We start from the raw sequence: 16,981 nt of genomic DNA on the forward strand, positions 1-16,981 counted from the left end.
TGCTTTTCTAGTTTCTTAACCCATTATACACAGTCAATTTGTTTTAAATCTGCTGGTTAATAAAACTTTAATTTATTCGGTTACCGGCTTTTTTTCGGCTTTCTTTGCTACCGCTGGTTTAGCTACCTTTGCTTTTGGAGCTGCTTTTTCTTCTTTTATAAATGGTTCGATCGAGTCGCTTGTAACCGGAACGGTTACTTTTTTAGCCAGTTGTTTGGCAAATTTTTCGATTACCTTATCAGCCTTTTTAGCTTTTCCGTAAGCTGATATCACTTCGCCGAAAGCAGCCGCTAATTTTGATTCTAACTCTTTACGTACTTTCTTGCTTGCCGAATGGTTTCCTGACTTTGATTTATTTTTCTTCATTTGAAATAACATGGAATATTTTCAAAGATATGTTATCAGAAAATTAAATCAATATTATTATTATGTTAACATATTGAAATTGAGTTAACATACAAAATATTTAAATCGGTAAGCCATTGATTAATAGCTAGATTTTGGTTCCCTCTGCTACGTGGCCACCCAGATCAATCGTATTCTGAAATTCTTCCAGGTATTGTAATAAATGTCTTTCGGCATTAGCATAGGAGGTAAATGTTGAAGCTGGCTGATTGGGATCCGAATTGCTTTTGCTCTTGTAATATAAACTGGTCTGGAAAACAAAAACAGTGTTATCGTTAACAGGCGACATGATCCTTGCTTTTACCTGATGTTGATGGATTTCAACAAAAAACTCTTTTAAAACGGTATAAATAATTGCAGACATAAGGATCTATTTTTAAATTTTAAAAATCAGTTTAAAAATAAAAGTACTGCAAATAGCTATCTTTTCATCTTGTTGTTAATATGATAACATATAATTAACAATTATTTAATATTAAATTAACGCTGTATGCTTGCTCTTATCATTTAACCGGCTCGTAGGCATATACGATCTCGTATTTACTGTTTTTAAGGGCCGAAGAAAGTTGCCCGATTCTAAGATTTTGAACCTGAGGGGTCGGTTCGCAATACGAATACTTTTTCCCGTTATAGGTAACCGATTCACCTACAGGTTTTTCAAATTGCACGGCAATGGTTAAATGTTTTGGATATAAAATTGCAATCATGGGTAGGTTATAGATTTCTTTCACGAGATAAAAGAAAAGTGCTGCCCTATCGTCGCAGTCGCTGTAGGTACTTAACAGTGTTTGTTCCGGCGAAAAGCGTTTTTCTTTTCCAAAATTTTCATCGTCGTCCTCATATAAAAAAGCATAACGGGTAAATCTCATTAAATAGTCAATCCCCTTTTTTTGAGCCATGCCCTTTAAGTTTTCCTTTAACGTGGGAATAAGTGAACTATAGGTTTCTCTGCTCATTGGAATGTTAAAGTAACTTTCAAAATCAACCACCGGATAATTTTTAAAGATGGTTTCTACATTTTCATTCACTTTCAATTTAAAATGATTGACTTTTTGGCGGTAGCTAAATTCGATATCTTTTTCCTCGTAACTTTCGGGCTTGAAATCGGGCATACGCGTAACCTTATAAGAAAAGTCATTTTTGGCTTCGGGGATTGAAATGTTGACCGGGATATAGGCATTAGCCTGTTTAAACAATTTGCCATAATCATGATAGTTAAGGCACATGTATTTTTTGCCATCGATCATAAAAAAAGGAATATCATTAATATTCTCTTCATTCCTCACATAAAAAATAACCTGATCATTGCCAACTGCAACCCTGGCATCGTAACCGCATTTGCTGAGCAGAAACCATTTATATAGCGTATAACGGAAATAATTATCTGCTTTCGGACTGATCTCCTCTGCCGTTCTGCGGATGAGCTGATAGTAGATCCAATCGTTTAAATGATATTTTTCCTGATAATTTTTTAGTGCAGAAATCATCGTGTCGTAATTGCCGGATGATGCTTCGTGGTAAAATTTTGAGACCTCGGCTGCGTTTGCGGTTTTTGATACAGGAATATTTACCGTAGAATCGATACTGAAATTAAAGGTGCCATTATAAAAATCGAAAGAATGGTTCTGTCCACACACGTTGATGGCAGGCATCATCATGCATATAAATGAAAATATATAAATCGCTCTTTTCAAACCGCCTCATATTTGGTTACATTAAATTTACCTATAATTAACCTAAAAGCAACAATTTGTTTACGTTAAGCCGCCGCATCTGTTTAATAAAAACTTAACATGGTTTGGGGGTATCCTTTATTTTGTACTCCAAAATAAAATTGTGGGTAGAAGAAGGATTACTACAAAACAGCAACATTAAATATTCTATAAATAACATTTCATTAATACCAGCTTAACAAGGCCGCTATACTTTTGTGGCATAAATATTTGGTTAGTATTTATAAAGTTTAGGTTAGTTGATAATAAAAAACCCAGATGGATGTCTGGGTTTTTTTATTGCCTTAAATTATAGGTTCTTGCCAAGTTTTTCCAGCATTTCTGGTGGAATGTTATGCGTATCTACCACGAGGAAGCCATCCAGACAGTCTGAAAACTTAGGGTCGATATTGAAAGAAATAATCTTCGCATTCAGGTTCATATACTGCCTTAACAATACCGGGATTTTAATATGCGAGTTTTCGATATCGCCGATGATACTATCTAAATCTTTAAATGATTCGCTGCTATCAACCAAGGTATCGGTTGCGATAGGCAATAAATCGGCTTTAAATTTATTTCTCGGTTTAACATACTTCGCCATTTCATAGTCGAAATGGTTTTTGGTGATGTAATCAACAATTAAGGCTTTACTGAATTTGGAGAAATTGTTGCTGATACTTACCGGCCCGAACATGTAACGGTACTGTGGGTTATCGATCAGGTATTTTAAAATCCCTTTCCACAATAGAAATAACGGAAGTGGCTTGCCCTGGTATTCTTTCCTGATCCACGATCGGCCAAGCTCAATCCCCTGTCTTAACATCGGGTAAAACTGATCTTTCATTTTAAACAGTTCCGAAAGGTAAAAGCCCCTGCGGCCCATGCTTTCCAAAATCTCATCACCCTTGCCAATGCGGTAAGCGCCTACAATATTTTCCAAATCCTTATCCCATATAAATAGGTGGTTATAATAGATATCGTAGTTATCAAGATCGATTTTTTTGTTTGTTCCCTCACCAACCTCACGGAAGGTAATTTCGCGCAAACGGCCAATTTCCCTTAAAATGTTAGGTATTTTTAACGTTGGAACGATGTAAACCTCATAGTTTTTCTCTGTCCAGACTTTAAAATCTTCCAGTTTTTCGACCTCACCCTTAATCAAAACCCTCGAGGTTTCTTCAATTACCTCAACCGGTTTCTTTTTAATCTTGAATAAATTTAACGGATTAAAAAGCTTTTTCTCTGTATCCAGTCCAACACCAAGCGCATAGGTACGTGCCCTTAAAAAGTCCATCAGCTTATTGCTGCTGTTCATGTGCGAGATTTCCGAAATGGCAATCGGCTTTCCGATTCTTACCCTAATCGTACGTCCGTGTTTATTTAAAAACTCCGAAGGTAATTTCGCTGTACGTAAAGTTGGATGTATAAAACTTAAAATATTAAAGAAAACACCATTGTTACCGTGGAAATAAATCGGTACAACAGGCACTTTGGCTTTTGCAATCAATTTTCCAACCACCGGGTGCCACATCCTGTCGGTTACCTGCTGCGCATCCAGTTTAAAGGTAGAAACCTCTCCTGCAGGAAAAATCCCGATCGGTGTTCCGTTTCTAAGTAAATCGAAAGTTGTTTTTAAACCGCTGATGCTTGATGAATGCTGTACATTTTCGAAAGGATTAACTGCAACAAAAAACTCATCAAGGTTGGGTATTTTTTTCAGGATGAAGTTGACCATCACCTTTGCATCGGGCCTAACCGTACATAAAAGTTTAACCAAAGCCAATCCTTCTACACCACCATAAGGATGGTTTGCAATCGCAATAAACGGACCTGTTTTAGGGATGCTGTTTAAATCATCATCATCAAATTCGATAGAAACGCCAATCGTTTCCAATATTTTATCTACAAATTCTAAACCCTTAAAGTGTTGATTTTGAGCGAATACGTCGTTAATATCATTCAGTTTCATGATCTCCATCATCAAACCTGCCAAACCCGGTACACCTAGCTTATCTATCTTCGTTGCTTTTGCAAATTCAGATGTCGTTATGATCTTCATATAAAATTCTTAGGTTGTTGATAGGCAAAACCTGCTCAGTTTTGCAATCCCAAAAATAAGATTTATATTTATAATACACATGTCATATCACATCAATGAGAATTTGGCTTAATAAATACTTCGGTTTTAGTAAAGGCGAGTTCAACGGACTGCTGTTCCTTGCATTGATTATTGTGGTGCTAAAAGCTATACCTATTATATATAGTTACACACGGCCGTTAGAAAAAGATGATCCTGACCTTTTGGCGCAGATACAGAAAATAACCATTGCCGATGAAAAGTATGCCGATAATGTACGTGAGCATATCGAAAATACCAATTCCGAAAAAGCGGTTAAATTATTTAATTTCGATCCCAATACTTTAAGTGCTGATGGCTGGCAAAGTTTGGGCCTATCTCCGAAACAGGCAAAAGCAATTATCAACTATACCGGTAAAGGAGGCAAATTTTATAAACCCGAAGATCTGCAGAAAATGTATACGATTTCTCCTGAGGTGTATAAAAAGATTTTGCCTTACGTTAAAATTGCCGATCAGGGTTTAAGCGGCTCAAAAAAGTATACTCCTTTCGAAAAAAAGGAATATATTAAAAAGGTAGCCGTAATTGTAGACATTAACAGCGCCGATTCAGCCCAATTGGATGAAATAAAAGGAATTGGTGGTGCTTTCGCCAGCAGGATTCTTAAATATCGCGAGCGTTTAGGTGGTTTTTATAAAAAAGAACAGCTAATGGAGGTTTACGGTTTAGACTCGGTTAAGTATGCCGAAATTAAAGACCAGATTTCGATCAGCAATGTTCCTTTAAAAACAGTCAACATCAATACCGCAGTTTTTAACGATTTAAAACGGAATCCATACCTTTCCTATAAACAGATCAATGCGATTATTCAGTACCGTAAACAGCATGGAAACTATACGGGTATAACAGATCTGAAAAAGGTAGTGATCTTAAATCAGCAGGTTATCGATAAAATAGCTCCTTATATTTCTTTTTGAGAAGAAAAGAGGTAGTTCTTGCGTAAAAAGATCCTTCGCTACCGATGAAAATCGGTACAGGTCGTCCTGCTAGGGACGCATCATGGGTAGCAAATAACCATTGGTTATTTGCGTTACGTTCCGTAGCAACATTTTGTGGGAATTATCCATCTTCAGCCCATTTCCATTAAAAATGAACATCATTTTAATTTTAGGCAGATTTTTATAAAAAAAATAAAAAAATCTTTTCCAATCATTTTCGGGCTTTAAAAATTAGCCGATAAACTAATTGAACCGAATACCATTTCATTCTGTAATTACGCAAATATTTAATGGTAATCAACTATCAAATAATTGTTTATAATTGCCTCCAACTAACTTAAAATATAAAAATTAATGAGCGTAAGCTTCGATTTTTCAGAAACAGAAACTCAGCAGAGTGTAAGGGCTATGGTCCGCGATTTTGCAGAGAAAAACATTCGTCCAAATATTATGGACTGGGATGAGGCACAGCATTTCCCGATAGAATTGTTTAAACAACTTGGAGAATTGGGTTTGATGGGCGTTTTGGTGCCCGAAGAATATGGCGGTTCGGGTTTAGGCTATCAGGAATATGTTGATGTGATTGTTGAAGTGGCCCGTGTTTGTGGTTCAATCGGTCTTTCACTAGCAGCGCACAACTCTTTGTGTACCGGTCATATTCTGGCCTTTGCCAACGAAGAACAAAAACAAAGGTGGCTGCCCAAGCTGGCAACAGCTGAGTGGATCGGTGCCTGGGGCTTAACCGAAGCAAACACCGGTTCGGATGCTTTAAGAATGATGACCACAGCAGTTGAAGATGGCGACGACTATATTATTAACGGTGCCAAAAACTGGATTACCCACGGTAAAAGCGGCGATATTGCTGTTGTAATGGTGAGAACAGGGGAGCAAGGAAGTTCGAAAGGGATTTCTGCAATTGTGGTAGAGCGTGGTACACCAGGTTTTACAGCCGGTAAAAAAGAAAATAAACTGGGCATGCGTGCGTCAGAAACCACTGAAATGATTTTTGATAACTGCAGAGTACCCAAAGCCAATTTGCTGGGCAATGTTGGCGAAGGTTTTAAGCAGGCCATGAAAGTTTTGGATGGTGGGCGGATTTCTATTGCTGCATTGGCCTTAGGGATTGCCAAAGGTGCTTTTGATGCCGCTGTGGCTTATTCAAAACAACGCCAGCAGTTTGGTCAGCCCATTTCGAGCTATCAGGCCATTAGTTTTAAACTGGCCGATATGGCTACAGAAATTGAAGCGGCAGAATTATTGATCCGCCAGGCAGCCGATTTAAAAAACAGGCATTTGCCTATGACGAAAGAATCGGCTATGGCGAAGTATTTTGCTTCGGAGGTTTCGGTAAGGGTAGCAACAGATGCTGTTCAGATTTTTGGCGGTTATGGTTATACCAAAGATTTTCCGGTAGAGAAATTTTACCGTGATAGTAAATTATGTACAATAGGTGAGGGCACATCCGAAATCCAGAAGATTGTAATCGCCAGAGAAATATTATCAAGGTAGAGGGTTTTAAGGTAGAAGGCTGGATGCGTTGAACCTTATACCCTAAACCTTACGCCTTATACCATATTAAAAACCAAATATATTATGAGTAATCCGGACGGTTTAAATATCTCCGGATTTTTTTTAGTCTTTAGACTTTAACCTTTAGTCTTTGGTCTTAGACTTTAACCTTTAGTCTTTCGGCTTATTGCGCTATATCTTTCGTAGTTAAAATACTATCTACTACATAAACACTAAAACCGCGCCAGGGTAGAGCGTGCTTATATTCTTTATAGTGTAATTCATAAAACTTACCGCTATTTTGCATCATTTTATCTGCAATTTCCTTATTGGCGATAGAAAATTCAAATTCGTTATTCTGTAAGGTTCCTGTTTGACGCGATTTTATTCCGCTCTGGATCAATTTACCTTCATAGGTTTTAAATATATAGCCTTTTTTAACTACGTAGTTAAGTTCTCCTGCTTTAACCCCTTCGCCAAAAACGAAGAAATAACGGTAATAGCATACAGCAACCACGATGATAACCACTATAACTGCAATAATTGACCCTACTTTTTTGCCTGTTGTCATATTATAATAATGTATATATAAATGTAACTAAACAACAGTAGAGTTTAATGAATGATTTAAATAAAAATTCTTTTTATAAAATCTTTCTCATTTTCAATATTTTGCTTACATTTGCAGCCCCGATAACACGGGAAATTAAAAAACCACGAGAGGAGGTATTTCAGCGTTATGATCATTATCAACATTAAAGACGGCGAATCATTAGATAAAGCCCTTAAACGTTTCAAGAAAAAGTTTGAAAAAACTGGTGTATTGAGAGAACTACGTAGTCGCCAAGCATACGAGAAAAAATCCGTTGCTCGCCGTACTGAAATTAAACATGCTGTTTACATTCAGAATATGAATCTAGATACAACTTCATAGTTGTTCACGATATAATAGTGAAGCCCCCCGATTTTACATCGGGGGGCTTTTTTGTTTTTATGACCAGGTTTTAACCACAGATGCACACAGATAAACGCGGATCATATCTGTGAGCATCCTTTTTATCTGTGGTTACCATATTAGACCAAAACTTTACAATAAACAATTAATTAATGATTTCTTTATATCAAAACAATTTGTAACTTCATATCAATGCCCCTCAAAAATATATTGAATGTTGCTGAAAAGTTTTATCACATATTTAACCCACGAGAAGCGCTATTCGCAGCACACCATTACTTCTTATCAAACCGATTTAGATCAGTTTGAAGCATACCTTAATACTGCCCTCGAACTAAATTTTCTTGAAGTTAAACATACCCATCTCAGAAGCTACATGGTAGAACTGATGGAAAAAGAAAATTCGGAAAATACCATCAACAGAAAGATCTCTGCGCTGAGGAGCTTTTACAAATTTCTGCACCGCAACGGAAAGATCGATCAAAATCCGAGTGTTTTGATCAAAGCGCCAAAAATACCTAAAAGGCTTCCTGTTTTTGTTGATGCGCAGAAAATGGATCATTTATTGGATTCGGATCAATATTTTGATGAAAGTTTCCCCTCTGTACGCGATCATCTGGTAATTGAACTGCTTTTCGGTACCGGCATGCGTTTAACCGAATTGCTGCAGTTAAAGGATAGCGATATCGATGTTTATTCGGGTACCATCAAAGTATTGGGCAAAAGAAATAAGGAGCGGATTATCCCGATAAATAAACAGCTTATCAATCAGCTAAATACCTACATCGACCTAAAAAAGTTGCAAAACTTTAATAACAATTTGCTTATATTAATCGTTACCAATACAGGTGCAGCGGCCTATCCGAAATTGATATACCGTATTGTTACCTCATACCTAAACCATGTATCAACCAATGAAAAGAAAAGTCCCCACGTGTTGCGGCATAGCTATGCCACAAGCCTGCTAAATGCAGGAGCAGATTTAAATGCGATCAAAGAACTTTTGGGCCACGCCAGTTTGGCTGCAACCCAGGTTTACACCCACAACTCGATCGAAAGATTAAAAACAATTTATAAACAAGCCCATCCAAAGGCGTAAAAAAAGGAGGAAAAATGAAAATCGGAGTTCAATCAATCCACTTCAGTGCAGACAGTAAGTTGTTAGATTTTATACAGAAGAAAGCAAATAAGCTTGATCAGTTTTTTGACCAGATCATCAGCGGCGAAGTGTATTTAAAGTTAGAGAACGTAGAGGACGAGGCCAATAAGATCAGTGAGATCAAACTCATTGTGCCCGGAGGTACCCTGTTTGCTAAAGAACAATGTAAATCATTTGAAGAAGCCACCGATCTGGCGATAGAATCGTTAAGAAAACAGATCACTAAACATAAAGATAAAACGCGTGCAAAATTAAGTGAGCACAAGGCAATTTTGAGCGAAAGCGAAGCTGCTGATTATTAATAAGGCGCAAAATTATATATGCACGAGAGCGACACAGTTAAATGTGCCGCTCTTTTTTTTTGAAGGTACCGTTAAAAAGTTGAAGGATATACTTCCCCAGAGGCGTCATCTCGAGCGAAGTGCAACGTAGTCGAGAGATCTGTCGCGAGATAGATGCATCCGCTCTACTACCGATGAAGGATCGGTGCAGGTCGAGTTTAGGCCGAGGCGACGCTACTTTTTTACGCTGTTTAATGGTAGGGGAGTTAAACGCAGTCGAGATCACGATCTTTTGCCCGTCGGTTTTTTAAGATAATCAAAGAAATTGAAGCCCCTCAGCGAAAATTTTTTTATTCGATTTTAATTTTTTCGGCAAATTTTTTCCAAAAAAATCAATCTTACCAAACAAATTTTAATTTTTATTGAAATTTATTCGCCCTTTATTTTCTGTCGCTTCCTGTGGTTAAACATCCTGATGCTGTTTTTTAGGCTTGTAGATCGTAAAAAAATGAAAAAAAATATTCGATTTTAAGAGATTGATTATTAAGCTTCTTAAGCGATATAAAGATGCTTCAACAAAATAACTTCAGTATTTTTTTTCAAAATAATTTTGAAGTGAAATATAAGTGTGTATATTTGCATTCCCTTTCGGAAACGGTGTTAAGCCAAGAAGAAAAGGGTTGTTCTTTAAAAAGATAAAAGTTTTAAAAAAACACGTTAATAGTATGAAAAATGAAGATTTTTCGTATCATTGCACAAAATTTAAAGCCTCCTTAGCTCAGCTGGTAGAGCAACTGACTTGTAATCAGTAGGTCATTGGTTCGATTCCGATAGGAGGCTCTTTTTATGTTAAAGTGTTAGCATTTTAAAGTAAAAAACGGGGAGATACCAGAGCGGCCAAATGGGACAGACTGTAACTCTGTTGTCGTAAGACTTCGAAGGTTCGAATCCTTCTCTCCCCACACTTTAAATGAATGACCAAATGTTTTAATGGTAGAATAAATCTCTCATTCTTTCATTCAATCAATCACTAGTTTTAAAAGCGGAAGTAGCTCAGTTGGTAGAGCGATAGCCTTCCAAGCTATAGGTCGCGAGTTCGAACCTCGTCTTCCGCTCCAAAATAAAGTGAGCAGTTAACGGTTGTCAGTTTGGTAGTTTTTGCTAAAAACTGAATGCTGAAAGCTGAAAACTAAAAAGCCGAAGTAGCTCAGCGGTAGAGCACTTCCTTGGTAAGGAAGAGGTCGTGGGTTCAAGTCCCATCTTTGGCTCATTATAATAAAGCTTTGTTAAATCTGTTAAACATGCAGGGTAGACAAGGTTTTTTGTGTTGCATTGCATCAAAACAATTAATAAAAAATAATAAAAAAGTTAACCTACTAATTAGTTATAAATAAAATGGCAAAAGAAAAATTTGACCGCAGTAAACCGCACTTAAACATCGGTACAATTGGTCACGTGGATCACGGTAAAACAACTTTAACAGCGGCTATTACAAAAGTTTTAGCTGATGCTGGTTTAACTGAGGCACGTTCATTCGATTCTATTGACTCTGCTCCAGAGGAAAAAGAAAGAGGTATCACTATCAATACAGCTCACGTTGAGTATTCAACAGCTAACCGTCACTACGCACACGTTGACTGTCCAGGTCACGCGGATTACGTGAAAAACATGGTTACTGGTGCTGCTCAAATGGACGGTGCAATTATCGTTGTTGCTGCTACTGATGGTCCAATGCCACAAACTCGTGAGCACATCTTGTTAGCTCGTCAGGTTGGTGTGCCTTCATTAGTTGTATTCATGAACAAAGTGGATATGGTTGATGATCCAGAATTATTAGAACTAGTTGAAATGGAAGTTCGTGAATTATTATCTTTCTACGAATTCCCAGGTGATGATATTCCAGTAATCCAAGGTTCTGCATTAGGTGGATTAAACGGTGATGCTAAATGGGTTGGTAAAATCATGGAATTAATGGATGCTGTAGATAGCTACATTCCAATTCCTCCACGTTTAACAGATCTTCCATTCTTAATGCCTGTTGAAGACGTATTCTCGATCACTGGTCGTGGTACTGTAGCAACTGGTCGTATTGAGCGTGGTGTAATCAACTCTGGAGATCCGGTTGAAATCTTAGGTATGGGTGCTGAGAACTTAAAATCTACAGTAACTGGTGTTGAGATGTTCCGTAAGATCTTAGATTATGGTGAAGCTGGTGATAACGTAGGTTTATTGTTACGTGGTATTGAGAAAACTGATATCCGTCGTGGTATGGTAATCTGTAAACCAGGTTCAGTAACTCCTCACACTGATTTCAAAGCTGAGATCTATGTATTATCAAAAGCAGAAGGTGGTCGTCACACTCCATTCTTCAACAAATACCGTCCTCAATTCTATTTCCGTACCACAGACGTAACTGGTGAGATTTCACTAGCTGAAGGAACTGAAATGGTAATGCCAGGTGATAACGTTACAATCACTGTTAAGTTGATCAACGCTATCGCAATGGAAAAAGGTCTACGTTTCGCTATCCGTGAAGGTGGTAGAACAGTAGGTGCTGGTCAGGTAACTGAAATCTTAGCTTAATTTTAAGCTACAACAATATAAAAAGAGCTGGTTAAGGCTAGCTCTTTTTTATACACACGGGAATAGTTCAACGGTAGAATAGAGGTCTCCAAAACCTTTGATCAGGGTTCGAATCCTTGTTCCCGTGCTAAACATAGGATTGAGTATCAGAATGAGTGAATGATTGAATTTGAAATAACTTTCAAAACCTATCATTCACTCATTTACTCATTCAAACATTCAATAATTTGATATGGCTAAAGTAGTTGAGTTTATAAAAGAATCGTACGATGAGATGACCAATAAGGTTACATGGCCTACTTGGGGCGAACTTCAAAGTTCTGCAATTCTTGTTTTAGTAGCTTCCCTGATCATTGCACTGGTAATTTTTGCAATGGATAAAGGTTCTACATTTGTATTGGATACTTTTTATAAATCACTTTCTAATTAATATTATCTAATGAGCGATCTAAAGTGGTACGTTGTAAGGGCTGTTAGCGGTAAAGAAAAGAAAGTAAAACAGTACATAGATGCTGAGATCAGCCGTTTAGGTTTCTCTCATTTGGTTCCCCAGGTATTAATCCCGATGGAGAAATACTACCAGATGAAAGATGGTAAAAAAATTGCCAAAGAACGTAACTTTTATCCTGGTTATGTTTTGATCGAAGCTACATTAGACGGAGAATTAGAACACATTATTAAAGGAATTAACAGCGTAATCGGTTTCTTGGGCGATAAAGCTGGTAACCCGATTCCGATGCGCCAGGCAGAAGTTAACCGTATTTTGGGTGTGGTTGATGAAATGAGCGAGCAAGGCGAAACCATGAATGTTCCTTACTATGTTGGCGAAAACATCAAAGTAATGGACGGACCTTTCAACGGTTTCTCAGGTATTATCGAAGAGGTAAACGAAGAGAAGAAAAAACTGAAAGTAATGGTTAAAATCTTCGGCCGTAAAACTCCGCTTGAGCTTAACTACATGCAGGTAGAAAAAGAATAAGAAATTATTAAATATTTATAAGCCTCGATTTAGTCGGGGCTTTTTTTATGGCTTTATGTTTAATAAAGGCAATAACTATCGTTTGTTAGCCGTTAAGTATCAATAGGTTCTTAATGCATCTTTTAACAAAAACAGCAAATCAATATATTCCCGAAGAATTAATAATTAATTTTTATCGATACTATTGTTTTACTGTAAGTTAATCCATATCTTTGCAGTCCTTTAAGCTTTATAGGAGCCCTAAGGAAATAAAATGTTACATGCTTCCACTATTTAACATTGAGTTTTAAATAAACAAAAAACACAAAATGGCAAAAGAAGTCAGTGCAATGATCAAATTACAGATCAAAGGCGGAGCGGCAAATCCATCGCCACCAGTAGGACCTGCATTAGGTGCTAAAGGGGTGAACATTATGGAGTTTTGCAAACAGTACAACGCTCGTACCCAAGATAAAGCAGGTAAAGTATTGCCAGTTGTAATTACTGTTTATGCTGATAAGTCATTCGATTTCATCATCAAAACCCCTCCTGTAGCTATTCAATTAAAGGATGCTACTAAATTACAGAGTGGTTCTGCTGAGCCTAACCGTAAAAAAGTTGGATCGGTGACCTGGGACCAGATTAAAGTTATTGCTGAGGATAAAATGCCTGATTTAAATGCATTTACAATCGAATCTGCAATGAGTATGGTTGCCGGTACAGCACGCAGTATGGGAATCACCGTTTCTGGTGACGCACCCTGGAACAATTAATTAAAAAACAGTTTACAACAGTGGCGAAATTAACTAAAAATCAAAAAAAGGCACATGCTAAAATAGAAGCTGGTAAAGCTTATACTTTGAAGGATGCTGCTGCTTTGGTAAAAGAAATCACTACTACTAAATTCGATGCTTCAGTTGATATTGATGTATCTTTAGGTGTAGATCCGCGTAAAGCCAATCAAATGGTACGTGGTATTGCTACTTTACCACACGGAACAGGTAAAACTGTACGTGTTTTAGCTTTGGTAACTCCTGATAAGGAAGAAGAAGCAAAAGCAGCTGGCGCAGACTTCGTAGGTTTAGACGAGTATGTAGCTAAAATTGAAGGTGGTTGGACCGATGTAGACATTATTATCACTACACCAGCTTGTATGGCTAAGGTAGGTAAATTGGGCCGTGTTTTAGGTCCAAGGAACTTAATGCCTAACCCTAAATCTGGAACAGTAACCAATGAAGTTGGTAAAGCTGTAACAGAGGTTAAAGCAGGTAAAATTGATTTTAAAGTAGACAAAACGGGTATCATACACGCCTCGATAGGAAAAGTATCATTCCCAGCAGACAAAATTTATGAGAACGCACTTGAAATTATTCAGGTTATTTCTAAATTAAAACCATCTGCTGCAAAAGGAACTTATTTTAAGAGCATTCACGTGTCTTCTACAATGAGTCCTGGGATTGCAATTGAAACAAAATCAGTAGCGGGGATCTAATCATGAACAGAGAAGAAAAAAACGGAGTAGTTTTAGAACTACAAGGACAAATGCAAGAGTTTGGCAATTTCTATATTGCTGATACTTCTAGCCTTTCTGTTGAGCAGATCAATAACATCCGCCGCAAATGTTTCGAAGGTGATATCGTAATGAAGGTTGCTAAAAACTCTTTGATCCGCAAAGCGATCGAAGGTTTAGAAGGTGATGCTTCTGAGATATACGAAGCCCTTAAAGGTTCATCATCATTATTATTCTCAAAAACAGCAAACGCTCCGGCTAAGTTGATTAAAGCTTTGAGAAAAACTTCTGATAAACCTGTGCTTAAAGCAGCATTTATAGATTCATCAGTATATGTTGGCGACGACCAATTGAATAACCTGGTAAGCTTGAAATCAAGAGAAGAGCTTATCGGCGATATCGTTGGATTACTACAGTCACCAGCTAAAAATGTTCTATCTGCGCTTCAATCAGGCGGTAGCAAAATTGCAGGAATTGTTAAAACTCTACAAGAAAGAGAAGGTTAACGAACACCTTAAGTTCGCAAATTAAACAAAATTATTACACGTAAATTTTTAAAATCTTAATAAAATGGCAGATTTAAAAGCGTTTGCTGAGCAATTAGTAAACTTAACAGTAAAAGAAGTTAATGAATTAGCTCAAATCTTAAAAGATGAGTATGGTATTGAGCCCGCAGCTGCTGCTGTAGTTGCTGGTCCTGCTGCTGGTGGTGATGCACCTGCTGCTGCTGCAGAAAAAACATCTTTTGATGTAATCTTAAAAGAAGCTGGTGGTCAGAAATTAGCAGTTGTAAAACTTGTTAAAGACTTAACTGGTTTAGGTTTGAAAGAAGCTAAAGACTTAGTAGACGGAGCACCAAAAGAATTAAAAGCTGGTGTTGCTAAAGACGAAGCAGAAGCTCTTAAAAAACAATTAGAAGAAGCTGGAGCAGTAGTTGAGATTAAGTAATCACTTAACTTAGCTAAGCTAAAAATGTATTAGACACCGACTGAAAATGTCGGTGTCTTTACCTGTTTATAAACATCTCATTTTGTTTGGTTGATGAGCATGGTTGGAAACGAAACCAAACAAATAGTTTATTCTTAAACTAAAATCTTTTAGTCCATTGGCAAAGACAGTCGAACAAAGAGTAAATTTTGCAACTAGTAAGCACATTATAGACTATCCGGATTTTCTGGATGTGCAATTGCAATCATTCAGAGAATTTTTCCAGATAGATACCACTTCAGACGATCGCTCAAGCGAGGGTTTGTTCAAAGTGTTTGCTGAAAACTTTCCAATAACAGATTCAAGAAATATCTTCGTATTGGAGTTTCTTGATTATTTTGTTGATCCGCCACGTTATGATATACACGAGTGTATTGAGCGTGGATTAACCTACAATGTTCCATTAAAAGCAAAGCTTAAGCTTTCTTGTAATGATGTAGAACATGAAGATTTTGAAACCATTATCCAGGATGTGTACTTAGGTACTATCCCGTATATGACACCAAAAGGTACGTTTGTTATCAACGGTGCAGAACGTGTTATCGTTTCGCAATTACACCGTTCTCCAGGTGTGTTCTTCGGCCAGAGCCGTCACACTAACGGAACCAAATTGTATTCGGCGCGTGTTATTCCTTTCAAAGGTTCATGGATCGAGTTTGCTACAGACGTTAACAACGTAATGTATGCTTACATCGATCGTAAGAAAAAATTCCCGGTTACCACTTTATTACGTGCTATCGGTTACGATTCTGATAAAGATATCTTGGAACTTTTTGATCTTGCCGACGAAGTAAAAGTTAGCAAATCAGGTTTAAAGAAATACATCGGTCGTAAACTGGCTGCAAGGGTATTGAAAAAATGGGTTGAAGATTTTGTTGATGAAGATACTGGTGAGGTAGTTTCTATCGACCGTAATGAAGTGATTCTTGAAAGAGAAACCGTTTTAGAAGACGAACACATTGATATGGTTATCGAAGCTGGCGTAAAAAGCATCATCTTATCAAAAGAAGATGGCGCAAGTCAGGCTGATTATACCATTATATATAATACATTACAGAAAGATACATCAAACTCTGAAAAAGAAGCTGTTGAAAACATCTACCGTGCTTTGCGTAACGCAGAACCACCTGATGAGGAAACTGCACGTGGTATCATTGACCGTTTGTTCTTCTCGGATAAACGTTATGATTTAGGGGATGTTGGTCGTTACCGCATCAACCGTAAATTAAAAATGAATACCCCTGATGAGGTTAAAGTATTAACAAAAGCAGATATTATTGCAATTGTAAAATACCTGATCAAATTGATCAACTCAAAAGAAGAAGTAGATGATATCGATCACTTGTCTAACCGTCGTGTACGTACGGTAGGTGAGCAGTTGTACGCACAATTTGGTGTTGGTTTAGCCCGTATGGCCAGAACAATCCGTGAGCGTATGAACATCCGCGATAACGAGGTGTTTACACCAACCGATCTGATCAACGCCCGTACGTTATCATCGGTAATCAACTCGTTCTTTGGTACCAACCAGTTATCTCAGTTCATGGATCAAACCAATCCATTGGCAGAGATTACGCACAAACGCCGTTTATCGGCCCTAGGTCCAGGTGGTTTATCGCGTGAGCGTGCCGGTTTCGAGGTACGTGACGTTCACTATACCCACTATGGTCGTTTATGTACCATTGAAACTCCGGAGGGACCGAACATTGGTTTGATTTCATCACTTTGTGTGCATGCAAAAATCAACAATCTAGGTTTCATTGAAACACCGTACAAACGTGTTGAAGAAGGTAAAGTAGTTGTAGATTCGGACGTTATTTATTTATCTGCTGAGGATGAAGATG

General features: G+C 37.5%; 17 protein-coding genes, 5 tRNA genes and 1 pseudogene. 18 read left to right on the forward strand and 5 right to left on the reverse strand.

What is annotated here, in order from left to right; translation table 11 throughout:
* Positions 1–72: 72 nt before the first annotated feature.
* From B2V92_RS07235 to B2V92_RS07250, 4 genes are all read right to left on the reverse strand, one after another.
* On the reverse strand, positions 73–366 hold the full coding sequence (locus B2V92_RS07235; RefSeq protein ID WP_293306284.1) for a hypothetical protein: 294 nt from the start codon (positions 364–366) through the stop codon (positions 73–75).
* A 127-nt stretch (positions 367–493) separates the two neighbouring features.
* Positions 494–769 carry a hypothetical protein gene (locus tag B2V92_RS07240; RefSeq protein ID WP_293306286.1) on the reverse strand — a complete coding sequence of 92 codons (276 nt, stop codon included), beginning with the start codon at positions 767–769 and terminating at the stop codon, positions 494–496.
* Positions 770–908: 139 nt separating this feature from the next.
* Positions 909–2,099, reverse strand: a complete 1,191-nt coding sequence (locus B2V92_RS07245; RefSeq protein WP_349681421.1) for a hypothetical protein — start codon at positions 2,097–2,099, stop codon at positions 909–911.
* Positions 2,100–2,427: 328 nt separating this feature from the next.
* Positions 2,428–4,179, reverse strand: a complete 1,752-nt coding sequence (locus B2V92_RS07250; RefSeq protein WP_293306288.1) for a lysophospholipid acyltransferase family protein — start codon at positions 4,177–4,179, stop codon at positions 2,428–2,430.
* Between the two features lie 95 nt (positions 4,180–4,274).
* Between B2V92_RS07250 and B2V92_RS07255 the strand changes: the two genes are divergently transcribed.
* Together B2V92_RS07255 and B2V92_RS07260 are read left to right on the forward strand one after the other, a co-directional pair.
* Positions 4,275–5,174, forward strand: coding sequence for a ComEA family DNA-binding protein (locus B2V92_RS07255; protein WP_293306290.1), 900 nt, complete (start codon positions 4,275–4,277; stop codon positions 5,172–5,174).
* A 375-nt stretch (positions 5,175–5,549) separates the two neighbouring features.
* Entirely contained in the window at positions 5,550–6,704 is a 1,155-nt protein-coding gene (locus B2V92_RS07260; protein ID WP_113948506.1) for an acyl-CoA dehydrogenase family protein, read from the forward strand.
* 184 nt (positions 6,705–6,888) lie between these two features.
* Here the strand turns inward: B2V92_RS07260 and B2V92_RS07265 are convergent, their stop codons facing one another.
* On the reverse strand, positions 6,889–7,275 hold the full coding sequence (locus B2V92_RS07265; protein ID WP_293306293.1) for a hypothetical protein: 387 nt from the start codon (positions 7,273–7,275) through the stop codon (positions 6,889–6,891).
* A 168-nt stretch (positions 7,276–7,443) separates the two neighbouring features.
* Between B2V92_RS07265 and rpsU the strand changes: the two genes are divergently transcribed.
* From rpsU to rpoB, 16 genes and pseudogenes are all read left to right on the forward strand, one after another.
* Complete coding sequence (gene rpsU, locus B2V92_RS07270; protein ID WP_025143268.1) at positions 7,444–7,638, forward strand: 30S ribosomal protein S21; 195 nt, start codon at positions 7,444–7,446, stop codon at positions 7,636–7,638.
* 235 nt (positions 7,639–7,873) lie between these two features.
* Positions 7,874–8,758, forward strand: coding sequence for a tyrosine-type recombinase/integrase (locus tag B2V92_RS07275; RefSeq protein WP_293306297.1), 885 nt, complete (start codon positions 7,874–7,876; stop codon positions 8,756–8,758).
* Between the two features lie 14 nt (positions 8,759–8,772).
* Complete coding sequence (hpf, locus tag B2V92_RS07280; protein ID WP_025143266.1) at positions 8,773–9,120, forward strand: ribosome hibernation-promoting factor, HPF/YfiA family; 348 nt, start codon at positions 8,773–8,775, stop codon at positions 9,118–9,120.
* Positions 9,121–9,866: 746 nt separating this feature from the next.
* A tRNA-Thr gene (locus B2V92_RS07285) sits at positions 9,867–9,939 on the forward strand.
* A gap of 39 nt (positions 9,940–9,978) precedes the next feature.
* Positions 9,979–10,061 (forward strand) — tRNA-Tyr (locus B2V92_RS07290).
* Positions 10,062–10,141: 80 nt separating this feature from the next.
* Positions 10,142–10,217 (forward strand) — tRNA-Gly (locus tag B2V92_RS07295).
* Between the two features lie 78 nt (positions 10,218–10,295).
* Positions 10,296–10,367: transfer RNA gene (locus tag B2V92_RS07300), tRNA-Thr, on the forward strand.
* Positions 10,368–10,494: 127 nt separating this feature from the next.
* Positions 10,495–11,682: an elongation factor Tu gene (tuf, locus tag B2V92_RS07305; RefSeq protein WP_010601091.1), complete on the forward strand. Its 1,188-nt coding sequence runs from the start codon at positions 10,495–10,497 to the stop codon at positions 11,680–11,682.
* Between the two features lie 56 nt (positions 11,683–11,738).
* Positions 11,739–11,809: transfer RNA gene (locus B2V92_RS07310), tRNA-Trp, on the forward strand.
* Positions 11,810–11,914: 105 nt separating this feature from the next.
* Positions 11,915–12,112, forward strand: coding sequence for a preprotein translocase subunit SecE (gene secE, locus B2V92_RS07315; protein WP_025143264.1), 198 nt, complete (start codon positions 11,915–11,917; stop codon positions 12,110–12,112).
* Positions 12,113–12,121: 9 nt separating this feature from the next.
* Positions 12,122–12,661 (forward strand): transcription termination/antitermination protein NusG, encoded by a 540-nt coding sequence (gene nusG / locus B2V92_RS07320; RefSeq protein ID WP_010601093.1) that lies wholly within the window; start codon positions 12,122–12,124, stop codon positions 12,659–12,661.
* Positions 12,662–12,969: 308 nt separating this feature from the next.
* Positions 12,970–13,413: a 50S ribosomal protein L11 gene (gene rplK / locus B2V92_RS07325; RefSeq protein WP_010601094.1), complete on the forward strand. Its 444-nt coding sequence runs from the start codon at positions 12,970–12,972 to the stop codon at positions 13,411–13,413.
* A gap of 20 nt (positions 13,414–13,433) precedes the next feature.
* The gene (rplA, locus tag B2V92_RS07330) at positions 13,434–14,132 is read left to right on the forward strand and encodes a 50S ribosomal protein L1 (RefSeq protein ID WP_025143259.1); all 699 of its coding nucleotides are present in this window, start codon (positions 13,434–13,436) and stop codon (positions 14,130–14,132) included.
* Positions 14,133–14,134: 2 nt separating this feature from the next.
* Complete coding sequence (rplJ, locus tag B2V92_RS07335) at positions 14,135–14,656, forward strand: 50S ribosomal protein L10 (RefSeq protein ID WP_293306315.1); 522 nt, start codon at positions 14,135–14,137, stop codon at positions 14,654–14,656.
* 64 nt (positions 14,657–14,720) lie between these two features.
* Positions 14,721–15,098 (forward strand): 50S ribosomal protein L7/L12, encoded by a 378-nt coding sequence (rplL, locus tag B2V92_RS07340; RefSeq protein WP_010601097.1) that lies wholly within the window; start codon positions 14,721–14,723, stop codon positions 15,096–15,098.
* Positions 15,099–15,255: 157 nt separating this feature from the next.
* Positions 15,256–16,981, forward strand: a pseudogene (gene rpoB / locus B2V92_RS07345) (DNA-directed RNA polymerase subunit beta); the annotation flags it as partial.

This window comes from Pedobacter sp. UBA5917 (genome assembly GCF_002432345.1).
Classification (GTDB): Bacteria; Bacteroidota; Bacteroidia; order Sphingobacteriales; family Sphingobacteriaceae; genus Pedobacter.

What these genes read in the sequence shown, in the direction of transcription:
- B2V92_RS07235 (WP_293306284.1), bottom strand. Translation starts at nt 366, where the DNA reads ATGAAGAAAAATAAATCAAAGTCAGGAAACCATTCGGCAAGCAAGAAA.
- B2V92_RS07240 (WP_293306286.1), bottom strand. Translation starts at nt 769, where the DNA reads ATGTCTGCAATTATTTATACCGTTTTAAAAGAGTTTTTTGTTGAAATC.
- B2V92_RS07250 (WP_293306288.1), bottom strand. Translation starts at nt 4,179, where the DNA reads ATGAAGATCATAACGACATCTGAATTTGCAAAAGCAACGAAGATAGAT.
- B2V92_RS07255 (WP_293306290.1), top strand. Translation starts at nt 4,275, where the DNA reads ATGAGAATTTGGCTTAATAAATACTTCGGTTTTAGTAAAGGCGAGTTC.
- B2V92_RS07260 (WP_113948506.1), top strand. Translation starts at nt 5,550, where the DNA reads ATGAGCGTAAGCTTCGATTTTTCAGAAACAGAAACTCAGCAGAGTGTA.
- B2V92_RS07265 (WP_293306293.1), bottom strand. Translation starts at nt 7,275, where the DNA reads ATGACAACAGGCAAAAAAGTAGGGTCAATTATTGCAGTTATAGTGGTT.
- rpsU (WP_025143268.1), top strand. Translation starts at nt 7,444, where the DNA reads ATGATCATTATCAACATTAAAGACGGCGAATCATTAGATAAAGCCCTT.
- B2V92_RS07275 (WP_293306297.1), top strand. Translation starts at nt 7,874, where the DNA reads ATGTTGCTGAAAAGTTTTATCACATATTTAACCCACGAGAAGCGCTAT.
- hpf (WP_025143266.1), top strand. Translation starts at nt 8,773, where the DNA reads ATGAAAATCGGAGTTCAATCAATCCACTTCAGTGCAGACAGTAAGTTG.
- tuf (WP_010601091.1), top strand. Translation starts at nt 10,495, where the DNA reads ATGGCAAAAGAAAAATTTGACCGCAGTAAACCGCACTTAAACATCGGT.
- secE (WP_025143264.1), top strand. Translation starts at nt 11,915, where the DNA reads ATGGCTAAAGTAGTTGAGTTTATAAAAGAATCGTACGATGAGATGACC.
- nusG (WP_010601093.1), top strand. Translation starts at nt 12,122, where the DNA reads ATGAGCGATCTAAAGTGGTACGTTGTAAGGGCTGTTAGCGGTAAAGAA.
- rplK (WP_010601094.1), top strand. Translation starts at nt 12,970, where the DNA reads ATGGCAAAAGAAGTCAGTGCAATGATCAAATTACAGATCAAAGGCGGA.
- rplJ (WP_293306315.1), top strand. Translation starts at nt 14,135, where the DNA reads ATGAACAGAGAAGAAAAAAACGGAGTAGTTTTAGAACTACAAGGACAA.
- rplL (WP_010601097.1), top strand. Translation starts at nt 14,721, where the DNA reads ATGGCAGATTTAAAAGCGTTTGCTGAGCAATTAGTAAACTTAACAGTA.